At 34.6% G+C, this 12,134-nt stretch carries 10 protein-coding genes and 1 pseudogene; 6 read left to right on the top strand and 5 right to left on the bottom strand.

All coding sequences use genetic code 11. From position 1 onward, the window contains the following. Nucleotides 1–188 (bottom strand): annotated as a pseudogene (locus IEW94_RS16940) (hypothetical protein); the annotation flags it as partial. 127 nt (nucleotides 189–315) lie between these two features. On the opposite strand from IEW94_RS16940, the gene IEW94_RS12885 reads away from it, so the two are divergent. The 5 genes from IEW94_RS12885 (at nucleotide 316) to IEW94_RS12865 (ending at nucleotide 4,995) form a co-directional block, all read left to right on the top strand. After that, nucleotides 316–1,740, top strand: a complete 1,425-nt coding sequence (locus IEW94_RS12885) for an ATP-dependent DNA helicase (RefSeq protein ID WP_188653691.1) — start codon at nucleotides 316–318, stop codon at nucleotides 1,738–1,740. Nucleotides 1,741–1,826: 86 nt separating this feature from the next. Further along, nucleotides 1,827–2,540, top strand: a complete 714-nt coding sequence (kdsB, locus tag IEW94_RS12880) for a 3-deoxy-manno-octulosonate cytidylyltransferase (protein WP_188653754.1) — start codon at nucleotides 1,827–1,829, stop codon at nucleotides 2,538–2,540. Beyond that, nucleotides 2,531–3,235 (top strand): HAD family hydrolase, encoded by a 705-nt coding sequence (locus IEW94_RS12875; protein WP_188653689.1) that lies wholly within the window; start codon nucleotides 2,531–2,533, stop codon nucleotides 3,233–3,235. The genes kdsB and IEW94_RS12875 overlap by 10 nt, the downstream gene beginning before the upstream one ends. Nucleotides 3,236–3,362: 127 nt before the next feature. Next, a complete protein-coding gene (locus IEW94_RS12870) occupies nucleotides 3,363–4,445 on the top strand; it encodes an iron-containing alcohol dehydrogenase family protein (RefSeq protein WP_188653687.1) in 1,083 nt (360 codons plus the stop codon). Nucleotide 4,446: 1 nt separating this feature from the next. Then, nucleotides 4,447–4,995, top strand: a complete 549-nt coding sequence (locus tag IEW94_RS12865; protein WP_188653685.1) for a 1-acyl-sn-glycerol-3-phosphate acyltransferase — start codon at nucleotides 4,447–4,449, stop codon at nucleotides 4,993–4,995. 162 nt (nucleotides 4,996–5,157) lie between these two features. Here IEW94_RS12865 and IEW94_RS12860 read toward each other — a convergent pair whose 3' ends face one another. Continuing rightward, on the bottom strand, nucleotides 5,158–7,758 hold the full coding sequence (locus IEW94_RS12860) for a zinc-dependent metalloprotease (protein ID WP_188653683.1): 2,601 nt from the start codon (nucleotides 7,756–7,758) through the stop codon (nucleotides 5,158–5,160). A 165-nt stretch (nucleotides 7,759–7,923) separates the two neighbouring features. On the opposite strand from IEW94_RS12860, the gene IEW94_RS12855 reads away from it, so the two are divergent. Continuing rightward, nucleotides 7,924–8,649, top strand: coding sequence for an NYN domain-containing protein (locus IEW94_RS12855; RefSeq protein WP_188653752.1), 726 nt, complete (start codon nucleotides 7,924–7,926; stop codon nucleotides 8,647–8,649). 2 nt (nucleotides 8,650–8,651) lie between these two features. On the opposite strand, the gene IEW94_RS12850 is transcribed toward IEW94_RS12855, so the two are convergent. Genes IEW94_RS12850 through IEW94_RS12840 form a run of 3 tightly spaced genes read right to left on the bottom strand, consistent with a single transcriptional unit; the run spans nucleotide 8,652 to nucleotide 12,002 of the window. Beyond that, on the bottom strand, nucleotides 8,652–9,335 hold the full coding sequence (locus IEW94_RS12850) for an N-formylglutamate amidohydrolase (protein ID WP_188653681.1): 684 nt from the start codon (nucleotides 9,333–9,335) through the stop codon (nucleotides 8,652–8,654). Further along, entirely contained in the window at nucleotides 9,332–10,555 is a 1,224-nt protein-coding gene (locus IEW94_RS12845) for a glutamate-cysteine ligase family protein (protein WP_188653680.1), read from the bottom strand. Before IEW94_RS12845 ends, IEW94_RS12850 begins: the two co-directional genes overlap by 4 nt. Before the next feature lies 1 nt (nucleotide 10,556). Continuing rightward, nucleotides 10,557–12,002 (bottom strand): RimK family ATP-grasp domain-containing protein, encoded by a 1,446-nt coding sequence (locus IEW94_RS12840; protein WP_188653678.1) that lies wholly within the window; start codon nucleotides 12,000–12,002, stop codon nucleotides 10,557–10,559. Nucleotides 12,003–12,134 lie beyond the last annotated feature (132 nt).

The following is a 12,134-nucleotide window of genomic DNA, read 5'->3' as shown; positions in this document are numbered from 1 at the left end:
TTAATTTTGTTAAATTGAATGGGGGCATAAATGGATTGAAAAGTTTGGTAGCCCAAAAACGCAATCAGCACCCAAAGTAATATTATTAAAACGGGCTTAAATTTTGGTGAGATAAATTTGTCAACCAGCTTTACTAAGCCAATTGTAAGCAGAACTACAACAACTGCAATGATGATTATTTTAAACATAGTAAGTTATTTATTAATAATATTAATTAATGGTGTTCACAAATCTACAATTTTTTTTTAATCGTAAAAACCAATGTGCGTAAAAATCATTTCTATCTTTGAATAATTTATAATTTTAATACAATAAATGACTGCTTCAGAATTCTATTCACTTTTAAAACAGCAATTTCCATTTGAACCCACCCCAAAACAAAATATTGTACTTCATCAATTATCAGAATTCATTTTTAATGGTAAGGCAAATGCACTTTTTCTATTAAAAGGCTATGCCGGAACAGGTAAAACAACCATTATCAGCACTATTGTAACCAATTTATGGAAAGCCAGAATGAGTGCCGTTTTAATGGCACCAACAGGACGTGCTGCCAAAGTGATATCCAATTATTCAGGAAAAGAGGCTTTTACAATTCATAAAAAAATTTATTTCCCCAAAAAAGAAAAAAGTGGAGGTGTGAAATTTGTATTGCAACCCAACAAACATAAAAACACCTTGTTTATTGTTGACGAAGCTTCTATGATACCGGATACACCTGGTGAATCAAAACTTTTTGAAAAAGGATCACTATTGGATGATTTAATGCAATATGTGTATTCAGGACATCAATGTAAACTGATTTTAATAGGTGATACGGCGCAATTGCCACCAGTAAAATTAGACTTGAGCCCTGCTTTAAATGAAGATACACTCAATCTTAATTATAACAAAGAAGTTACAAAAATAGAGTTGGATGAAGTGGTGAGGCAAGAAATGGATTCTGGGATATTGGCCAATGCAACAGTTTTGCGAGAAGCACTATCCAGCACGTTTTGTGATACGTTTAAGTTTGAACTCAGTGATTTTAAGGATATTGTTAGGTTGATTGACGGTCAAGAAGTTATGGATGCTATAAATGATGCTTATAGCAATTTAGGAAACGAAGAGACAGCCATCATAGTCCGCAGTAATAAACGGGCCAATTTATACAACAAAAATATTCGCGATAGAATTTTATTTAATGAAAACGAATTGACGCCCGGTGATTACATTATGGTTGTCAAGAACAATTACTTTTGGATAAAGCCAACAACCGAAGCCGGATTTATTGCCAATGGCGATATTATTGAAGTTCTGGAGATTTTTAATATTTTGGATTTATATGGATTCCGTTTTGCCGAAGTAAAAGTGCGTATGGTAGATTACCCTAGAATGCGCCCTTTTGAAACGGTTTTATTGTTGAATACCATAGAATCTGAATCACCATCGCTATCTTATGATGATTCTAACAGATTATACCAAGAGGTCATGAAAGATTATGAATCAGAATCCAGCAATTACAGAAAGTTTTTAAAAGTAAAGAACAACAAGTATTTCAATTCCTTGCAGGTCAAATTTTCCTATGCTATAACCTGTCATAAATCACAAGGTGGTCAATGGCATACGGTTTTTGTAGAACAGCCGTATTTGCCAAATGGTATTGATAAAGAGTATTTACGCTGGCTTTATACAGCCATTACCCGTGCCAAGGAAAAACTCTACTTAATTGGTTTTAAAGACGATTTTTTTGAGAATTAGATTTTAGCCATTCTAAGGTTGTATCAATAATAATTATTATATTTTTGGTGTTCAATTGATTTAGTACGTTGATGAAGATAATCTCTATGATACCAGCACGCTATAGTGCATCACGCTTTCCAGGAAAATTAATGCAAGACCTTGCAGGAAAAAGCGTCATTTTAAGAACTTATCAAGCTACCGTTGCAACGCAGTTATTTGATGATGTATTTGTAGTTACCGATAGCTCAATTATTTATGATGAAATAGTCAATAATGGTGGAAAGGCCATCATGAGTAAAAAGGAACATGAGTGTGGTAGTGACAGAATAGCAGAGGCTGTGGAATTTTTGGATATTGACATAGTTATCAATGTGCAAGGAGATGAACCTTTTACCGAAAAGGAATCCCTAAAAAAGCTCATTGAGGTTTTTAAGGATGACCATGACAAGCAAATTGACCTAGCGTCTTTGATGGTTTCTATTTCAGATTGGGACGAAATAAGCAACCCTAACACCGTTAAGGTTATTGTGGATAAAGATAATTTTGCCTTGTACTTTTCCAGAAGTCCCATTCCTTATCCAAGAGACAAAACTGTTGATGCACCATATTACAAGCACAAAGGCATTTATGCATTCAGGAAAGAGGCTATTTTAGACTTTTATCACTTACCCATGTTGAAACTAGAGGCTTCAGAAAAAATTGAGTGCATCCGTTACCTAGAATATGGTAAACGCATAAAAATGGTAGAAACAGATGTACAGGGCGTTGAAATTGATACACCAGAAGATTTGGAACTTGCCAAAAAGCTATGGAAATAGATTACAGTAAGATAAAGGTAATTGGTTTTGATGCAGATGACACGCTCTGGGTCAATGAAACATATTTTCGTGAAGCTGAAATAGCCTTCTGCAATCTCATGTCAGAATATGAAACACCCAATAAAACGGACCAGGAGTTGTTTAAAATGGAGATGAAAAACCTTCCTATATACGGATATGGTATTAAAGCTTTTGTGTTATCCATGGTTGAAATGGCGTTGGAAATTTCCAATTATAATGTGTCGCAACAAACCATTCAATCCATTTTGGAGATTGGTAAAAACATGCTTGAAAAACCGGTTGAGCTTTTAGATGGCGTAGAAGAAGTCTTAAAGAAGTTATCAAAACGCTATCGGTTGATTTTAGCAACCAAAGGCGATTTATTGGATCAAGAGCGCAAATTGGAAAAATCGGGGTTAACGGATTATTTTCACCATATAGAAGTGATGAGCGATAAGCAACAAGCCAATTATTCCAAACTATTAAACCATTTGGATATACATCCGTCTGAATTTTTAATGATAGGAAATTCTCTAAAATCCGATATTTTGCCACTGGTTCATTTAAAGGCTCACGCTGTTCACGTTCCGTTTCATACAACATGGGCACACGAGCAGGTTACAGAAAAAGAAACCAATGGTAAAACCTATAAAACCATTGCAAGCTTAAGGGAATTGTTGAACATTTTGAATTAGAACAAATGTTTAAATACCCAAGTTTGATAGATGGTTTATTGATATTTTCCATAAAATTTCACTACGTTTTAACTTAATAGAAATTATAATAATACTATTTTTACTGTTTTAAATGAAAATTTATTAAATGAGTTATAAAAACTTTCCCATGGTGCCAAGGGTGATTTTTGGCAGAGGTAGTTTCAATCAATTAAATGAAATAATAGCCCCAAAGCGATTAAATGTTAATGCCCCTTTTGTGTTTTTGGTTGATGATGTTTTTAAAGGAAATGCATGGTTGACATCAAGAATACCATTATCCTATGACGATAGGGTTATCTACATATCTGCAAAAGAGGAACCAAAAACAGGCCAGGTTGATAGTTTGGTTGAAGATATCATTTTAACATCACGACAAGGCACTTCAGGTATCATTGGCATTGGTGGTGGAACCATTTTGGATTTAGCAAAGGCCGTGGCTATCATGCTGACCAATGAAGGTGAGGCAAAAGATTATCAGGGTTGGGATTTGGTTAAAAATCCAGCAATCTATCATGTTGGAATTCCTACCATATCAGGGACGGGAGCAGAAGTTTCCAGAACAACGGTCTTAACAGGTCCAGAAATGAAACTGGGTATTAATTCAGATTTCACGCCTTTTGATCAGGTTGTATTAGATCCGGAACTCACAAAAGATGTTCCAACACACCAATGGTTTTACACAGGGATGGATTGTTTTATCCATTGTGTAGAGTCCTTAAATGGTACTTATTTAAATGCTTTCAGCCAAAGTCATGGAGAAAAAGCCTTTGACCTTTGTAAAGAAATCTTTTTGAACAATGATTTGTCGGTTTCCGAGTCTCAAGATAAACTTATGATGGCGTCTTGGCATGGCGGTATGAGCATAGCTTATTCACAAGTAGGTGTTGCCCACGCTATGAGTTATGGTTTATCTTATTTGTTGGGAACCAAACATGGTATTGGCAATTGTATTGTATTTGATCACTTGGAAGAGTTTTATCCTGAAGACGTCAAACTTTTTAAGCAGATGAAAAAGAAGCACAACATCCAATTACCTAAAGGAATTTGTGCTAACTTAGATGACTCACAGTTTGACACTATGATCAATATCTCTTTGAGTTTAGAACCTCTCTGGGAAAATGCAATTGGGAAAAACTGGAAAAAGCTCATCACAAGGGATAAGCTAAAATCACTTTATCAAAAAATGTAGCATGCAATGGTTGGCCAAATTTATCTATTTTAAGATTTTAGGATGGAAGGTTGTGGGCAATACTGATATTTCAAAAAGTACGATAAAAAAAGCAGTAATCATAGCCGCACCTCACACTAGCTGGCATGACTTTTATATTGGTGTTTTACTGCGTTCTGTTTTAAAGGTAAAAACCAATTTTGTAGGTAAAAAAGAATTGTTTGTGTTTCCAATAGGTTGGTTTTTCAGAATGTTGGGAGGTGCACCAATTGACCGATATAATAAAGGAAATAAAGTACAGGCCATTGCTAAGCTTTTCAAGGAACGTGACGAATTTAGAATGGCCATGTCACCAGAAGGAACACGTAAAAAAGTAAATGAATGGCGCACAGGATTTTATTACATAGCCAAGGAAGCCAAAGTACCTATCATTATGTTTACACTGGATTTTGAAAATAAACAAAACCGTATATCAGAGCCATTTTATCCTACAGATGACATAAAAAAGGACTTTGAATATATTCATAAATTTTATGAAGGCGTAAAAGGTAAAATTCCCGAATATTCCTAGCATTTACATATTAAATCATGGCATGAAATTTGAACTTTACAGTATGTATTAGTTTGTGAAACATACAGTAAACACATGCATGTCACTAAAAAGAAACACAAACTAATCCTATAAAAAAAGCTACTTGATTCAAGTAGCTTTTTTAAGTTTTAATGAAAAATTTTATTTGATTTCTTTTAATGCATTGTCAATTAGTGTTCTTAAATGTTCTTTGTGTGCTTTTGAACTTATATTACCTGACGGAATGGCCATCGTTCTAATAGTTTTCAAATTATACAACGCCATGGATTTTGCATTAAAATCATATTTGTCAGATTGCTTACCAGTTAGCATGTCAATAAGCATATTGGTATATTCCAATTGAAGATTTTGCCTAAAAGAATTAACATTGCCATTTATATCTGTTTTAAAAATGGCATTGTTCAAGTCAGTCATGAAAGACGATAAGCTATATTCATTACCGTACAATTCAGAATCTGTTATTCTTTGTAGTGTATTGTAGTGCAACAAATGGTTCAACACATTCTTTTGGTATGCCAAAACCTGACTGTGTATTTTAGGATCTTCTGGACCTCTGAAAAATTCTTGCCCTCTTCGCTGCATGGCTAGATAGTTATATAAATCATTTGGTGCATCAAACGCATTAGGGGCAAACACATATTTACTTAGTGCAGCCATGGCTCGTTTTTGGTCCTTTAAGCTTACTGGAGTATAGGGTTGTGTAGCACCTTCTTGACCTGCCATAGCACGATCAACATAAACACCACCAATAAATCTTGAAATGGTATTTGCGGCAGAACCTTGTTGTCCACTCAATAAATAATAAACGCGACGAAGCTCTTGATAGGATTGCCCATTTTTAGTAAACTTAGCTTTGGCATCCTTCATTAAATCATTTGACAATTCAATTCTGTCAATGGCCCATTTTATTTGATCATTTGATTGGTCAGAAACATTTACTCTTGGGTCTATGGCTTTACCTGGTGAACGCATATCATCAGCGTCATTGCCAAAAATATGCTCTGGTTTTGTAGATTCGTTTAATAAAGCTTGGCGTTCATCTTCAGATTTAAATGGCGTGTAACCCAGCTGAATAGCCCAAATATCATATGGCCCAACGGCAACATCATCATATTGCCCTTGTTTGCTTCTATCTCGTGTGATATTTAAAGCGGCATAATCCATCACAGAGGCTGTTAAACATTTTCCTTTAATGAAATCAGCATCTGCCAACTGTTCTGGTGAATATAAATAACTGGCTTTCATGTTATGGTTGAGCCCTAATGTATGCCCAACTTCATGCATAATAAGCGCCATCATGGATTCTTTTTTAAGGCGCTCCATTTCAAAATCAGTAGCTCCTGTAGCTGATGCTACAGCACTGGCAAACATAGTCTCATTTTGTAATCGTTGTCCTAAAGAGCAATACATTTGATCTGATTTATAGTTGTTGGAATTGTCAACTGGTTCTTCAACTGATGATGCTAAGTCATATATTTTGTCATAGAACACTCTGTTTGTGAAATGGGCAAATTCAAGCATAATATCTGCCCCTAAAATCTCACCTGTTCTTGGGTTCACAAAACTTGGTCCATAGCCTCCAAATGGAGGTGTGGGAGATGATGTCCATCGCAATACATTATATCTAATATCCCCTGCATCCCATGTGGCATCATCAGGTTGTACTTTAACTTCCATAGCATTTTTAAAGCCCGCTTTTTCAAAAGCAACATTCCATTGTAACACAGCATTTTTTATGGTTTCCCGCCATTCCAATGGGGTTGAGTTTTCTATCCACCATGTAATAGGCTTTACAGGTTCAGAGATAGCTGCTTCTGGATCTTTCTTTACTAAATTCCATCTGTGTATTAAGTCTCGGTAAGGTGTAGAACTTGTAGATGTCTGATCATTGACTTCAGTAGTAAAATAACCAACCCTAGGATCATCAAATCTTGGCTGATAGTCATCTTCTGGCATTGCCATTAGCGTGTGATACACTTTAATGCTCACATTTCTGCTGTCTGCTAAAGCATTTGAACCACCGTTTGAAACTGATGGTGAAGAGTAAACATATTCAACTTCAAGATTGGTGTTTTCTGGATAGTTTTTAATTGAATTTATTTTGGTTTTTGCTTTGTCCAAATTTCCAAGTTTGAATTCGTTACTTGAAGCACCTGGTCTTGATGCTGGTTTTATTTGGGATAAGGTTTCACTCAAAAATATATTGCCTGCTTTGATTAAATAGAGACCTTTTTCTTTATCCTGTGCTTCAATTTCTAAACTGGCCATATTGCCTTCGCTAACGTTGGCATCTTTTGATTTTGATAATGGATTGTTGGGATCAAAATAAAACGAGGTATTTTGAGTTACAAACTCTATATTGTTAAAGTATTTATTTATTTTAAACACCTTAGAACCTCTGTAAGACCCTCTGTTTCTGCCAACATCTAAAACACCATCTGCAATTTGGCTAAAATAAATATACTCTTTTCCAATTTGATCTTCTGATATGAGCATTTGTATAGAACCAGTAATGGTATCTTGATAAATTTTGAACAATCCATCAATTTCTTTACTGGATTTAACGAGGTCTTTGATGGTTTTTTCTTTGTCTTTTTTTGGTGTAGCGGTTACTTCTTTAGATGAATTTTCTTTGTCTTTTTTGTTCCTCTTTTGTGCATGTGTCTGCTGGAACATTAGCATGGCTAATAAAACACAAGCAACACTTAGCAACCTGATGCTTTTTGAATGTGATTGTTTCATTGGATTTAAACGATTATTTATATTAATATGAATTAGTCGTTCTAAAAGTAATTATTATAAACATATTTTTTTATGTCAAAATGTTAAAAGTGCTTTTAAAAATATTGATTTAAATCTATGATAGGATTTAAAAGCATACTTGTTTTTTCAGTACCTTTATCAACTATGATAAAAGACACCAAAATAGCCGTTTTAATTGATGGCGATAATATTCCATCAAAGTACATAACTGAGATGATGCAGGAAATTGCTAAATATGGTACGCCAACCATCAAGCGAATTTATGGCGACTGGACCAAACCTCATTTGGCAAAATGGAAAAGTGTACTGCTAGAAAACGCTATCAGCCCCATACAACAATATAGTTACACGACAGGAAAAAATGCTACCGATTCAGCCATGATTATTGATGCCATGGATATTTTATATTCAAACAAAGTAGATGCGTTTTGTTTGGCATCATCCGATAGCGATTTTACAAAGCTGGCAACCAGGTTGCGCGAGGCTGGTTTACAGGTTTATGGCATTGGCGAAAAGAAAACGCCTGATCCGTTTATCGTTGCTTGTGATAAGTTTATTTATCTTGAAATCTTAAAAACATATGATGAGAAGGTAGAAGGTAAAAAATCTGAAAAAGCCAATTTATATAATATTACACCTAAGGTAATTAGGATGCTGAAAAACTCAGTCTCTGATGCCGCCGATGATGATGGTTGGGCATTTTTGGGTGATGTTGGGTCGTTGATTTTAAAAAAACAGCCAAATTTTGATGCCAGAAACTTTGGTTTTGAAAAACTCACCCCATTGTTTAAATCTTTGGATATGTTTGAAATGGAACAACGGGACCAAAGCAATGGTCGCTTTAAACTGATATACGTTAAAAACAAATAAGTTTAATCAATTACTTGGCTTAATGCGGCAAACAAAGTTTGTTTAATTGATGAATCTATTTTATTGTTATTTGAAAACTTTTGATTGATTTCCAATTCAATTCCAAGATAATTTTCTGGAAACCGCTTTCTTAAATACGTAGTAAATCCGTCAGCTTTTCCTAAATAGGGGTAATTGTATCTGACGTTTAAATCAGGATTTAGCTTTTTAATGCTATTTTTAAGTTGCTTGCAAAACTGTTTTTCAATCTTGTTTGTAGAATCATAGAGCAAGCCAATATCGCAGTTCCTTTTTACATTGTTTAAAATAGGAGTGAAGCTGTGCACAGAAAGGTGTATCACCGTTTCACCTTGTTCAATATAACTTTTGATTATGTTTTCAATATCATTCCTGTATGGTAAGTAATATTGATCGATTAGGTATTGTTTTTCAGTTATTGACAAGTTTTTTGAAAATTCTGAAAATAAATGCTTGTGATGCAAAGACCGATTGAGTTCAATAAGCAATCGACTAATTGTATTGGATTTTGAAAAATTAGAAAGTGCTTTTAACTCATTGAAAACATCAAAGGCTCCCAAATCAAAACTTCTATGTGTTTTTAAAACCGCTGTATTATTTTTAAATAACGAAACATATTCTTTTGGAACAACATTGCCTCCGTGCTCACAAGTTAGCACCAGTTTCATGGTATAAACAGTTTGTTTTCTTGTAAACAGTTGGCCAATTGCAAATACACTTTTGTGATATTTTTTTCTGAGTAATCTTTGCCGATGGCGTTTAGTATTCGTGTGGCTAATGTGCCTTCAATCAAAATATGTTCAATAGCTTCTTGATATGGGTTAGGCAAATTGGTTTTAACAAGCTCATACAAGTGTCTCCAGATATTTTGCACACTCATAGATTCATTGATACCAAACAATTCAAGATATTCCATGTTTGAAACTTTAAATGTTTCGGCATCTTTTATAATGGGATTTAAAATGTTGAGTAAGTCTTGTTTAAGCCATTTTTTTTGTAATTGAAGTTTTGATAGTTTTTTGTTGACCAATAACTTTAATATTTCAATAATTAAGTTGCAAATAGCCATATCTGCTTTGGGACATTCTTGAATGTCAACCAACCTTATTTCAATGGCATTTCTATCAAAGCGTGCTATGGCACCTCTTGAATTCAGAAAATGATGATCTAAAATATTGTCATGGTCAAACGGCTTGACGGCCTTTTTTATGGGTTCAAAAATAGTAGCGTAATAGTCGGCTTTGGTAAATACCCGTTCTGGAATAACAGAGCCTGTCATTTCGGGTATTTTTTTCTGATTGGTTTTATAATATTCCAATCGAGTGTCCTTAAACCCCGTTTTTTTGCTTTCAAGTATGGGAGAGCTAGCGCATAAACCCGGAATTAAAGGCAGAAGAATCCGAATGGCCGCATGTAACTTTTCAAATTCCTTATCGTCATAAAAAGGCAAATTGATATGGGTGCTTTGAACATTGCTCCAACCATGTCCTTTACAATTGAAAATCCGGTTATAAAGCTCATAAATTTCATTGTATTCATGTTTCCATAATTGCGTATCAGTCAACGGATTCATTAACGGATGAGCCGCTGTAGGCAATAAACAGGCTTGTAATGGTTTTAACAGAGCATTAATTTCGATAATATTTTTATGAAAACTTTCTGATAAACATTCTAAATTATTCGTCGGCCCGTTGGTTTTAAGCTCAACAACGTGTGCCACTAGTTCATTGCTCCAAGCAATGTCTCCATTGTCTATATCAGAAGTTAATTTTCCATTTTTTTTGGTTAAAAGTGTATCCACAATGGGAGCAACTTTTAAATTGGAGTTTTGAACAAGCATATATTCCAGTTCAATCCCAAAAACCTCAAACAAATGATATTTTTTCATGTTACTCCAATCGTTTCTTAAAAGCATTGAGTACTTCCATATAAACTGCCTCTCCATAATATCGGTCCTCAACACCAAAGTCAATATTTGGGTTATCATTGATTTCAATAACCATCGGAACATTATCAATTACTTTAATATCAATGCCATAAAGCCCTTTCCCCATGAGTTTAGCCGATTTCAAAGCCATAGAAAGCACTTTTTTGGGAACTTTTTCTATGGGCAAACAATCGGCATTGCCATCTTGATCGTCCTTTTTCTTAGCATTCCAATTATAGATTTGCCAATGGCCTTTCGCCATATAGTATTTACAAGCAAAGAAGGGTTTGTCATCAATGATTCCAATGCGCCAATCATACGTAGATGGACAAAATTCTTGAGCAATAATAAGGTCAGACTCTTTAAGCATTTGAGTTACCATTAAGTGGAATTCTTCTTTGGTTTTAGCTTTTTTCACGCCAAACGAAAACGTTGAATCGGGTGCTTTTAAAACACACGGTAATCCAATGTGTTCAAGAACCTGTTGCTTATTGTCCTTATGAACAATAGCGGTTTTTGGAGTATTGATATTGGCATTTTGAAGTGCTTCGGCCATATAGACTTTGTTACAGCATTTTAAAATAGCATCAGGATAATCTATAATAGCAATGCCTTCTTGCTGTGCTTTTCTTGCAAATGCATAGGCTTCGTTATTAACTTCGGTGCTCTGTCTTATAAAAAGGGCATCAAATGACGATAGCCGTGATAAATCTTTAGGCTCAATAATTTCCGCATAAATATTCAATTTTTCAGCAACCTCAATAAATTTCTTTAAGGCCTTAGGATTGCTTGGCGGAGCGGGATCATTAGGATTGACCAAAATGGCCAGATCAAAGTCCGAATTTGTGATTTTAAGGGTATCATAACGCTTTTTTGAAAAGTATTGGTTGGCAAATACGTGAACACTGCTCATGTGCTCTTCAGGTATTTCTGATTCTGAAATTACCTTGATGCTCTGAATATTCCATTTGGTTGTATGGACAAACTTGACCCGTAAAAAAGGAACTTGAAAATGCTTATAAAAAAGGCTGCTTAGCTCCTTGTATTTTTGAGCCACATTTTGTCCAAAATAAATACTTAGGGTAAATTCCTGTGATTTAATGTTTTTTAAACTTTGTTGGATTACATCATCAAATTCGTCAGAGACCAGTCTTACCAGCCTACGGGTTTTTAAGTCAACTAGGTTTTTTACATTGGGAATAACCAAATGCCCTCTGGCCTCGGCCAAAAGTGAGACGTAATATCCTTTTGATTGGTAAGAATAATCCTTACAAAGATTAAATATTCTAGCTTTTTTAAGTAAGGCGTATGTTGGGTTTGTTAGATACTCTTGTGAGGAGATGACTTTGATATTCTCAATCGAAAAACTCCATTTTTCAGGTTGATTGACAACAATATATTTGTTCATTAGAGACGCTGCATAGCGGGATAAATTTTAATCAAAAATATATCATTTTTTAATATGATTGACATCTGCAAACATATTTTTATAAATGATTTCCAAGTCATGTCTCTTAACGTAAAACGTTAAAAAACAATG

The sequence above is a fragment of the Yeosuana aromativorans genome, from assembly GCF_014646655.1.
Lineage (GTDB): Bacteria > Bacteroidota > Bacteroidia > Flavobacteriales > Flavobacteriaceae > Yeosuana > Yeosuana aromativorans.
This window is presented reverse-complemented; position numbering and strand designations above follow the sequence as displayed.

Bases quoted from the DNA above. Each gene is read 5' to 3' on its own strand.
- kdsB (WP_188653754.1), top strand. From the start codon at position 1,827: ATGATACCAGCACGCTATAGTGCATCACGCTTTCCAGGAAAATTAATG.
- IEW94_RS12850 (WP_188653681.1), bottom strand. From the start codon at position 9,335: ATGAAACTGGTGCTAACTTGTGAGCACGGAGGCAATGTTGTTCCAAAA.
- IEW94_RS12885 (WP_188653691.1), top strand. From the start codon at position 316: ATGACTGCTTCAGAATTCTATTCACTTTTAAAACAGCAATTTCCATTT.
- IEW94_RS12860 (WP_188653683.1), bottom strand. From the start codon at position 7,758: ATGAAACAATCACATTCAAAAAGCATCAGGTTGCTAAGTGTTGCTTGT.
- IEW94_RS12870 (WP_188653687.1), top strand. From the start codon at position 3,363: ATGAGTTATAAAAACTTTCCCATGGTGCCAAGGGTGATTTTTGGCAGA.
- IEW94_RS12865 (WP_188653685.1), top strand. From the start codon at position 4,447: ATGCAATGGTTGGCCAAATTTATCTATTTTAAGATTTTAGGATGGAAG.
- IEW94_RS12840 (WP_188653678.1), bottom strand. From the start codon at position 12,002: ATGAACAAATATATTGTTGTCAATCAACCTGAAAAATGGAGTTTTTCG.
- IEW94_RS12845 (WP_188653680.1), bottom strand. From the start codon at position 10,555: ATGAAAAAATATCATTTGTTTGAGGTTTTTGGGATTGAACTGGAATAT.
- IEW94_RS12855 (WP_188653752.1), top strand. From the start codon at position 7,924: ATGATAAAAGACACCAAAATAGCCGTTTTAATTGATGGCGATAATATT.
- IEW94_RS12875 (WP_188653689.1), top strand. From the start codon at position 2,531: ATGGAAATAGATTACAGTAAGATAAAGGTAATTGGTTTTGATGCAGAT.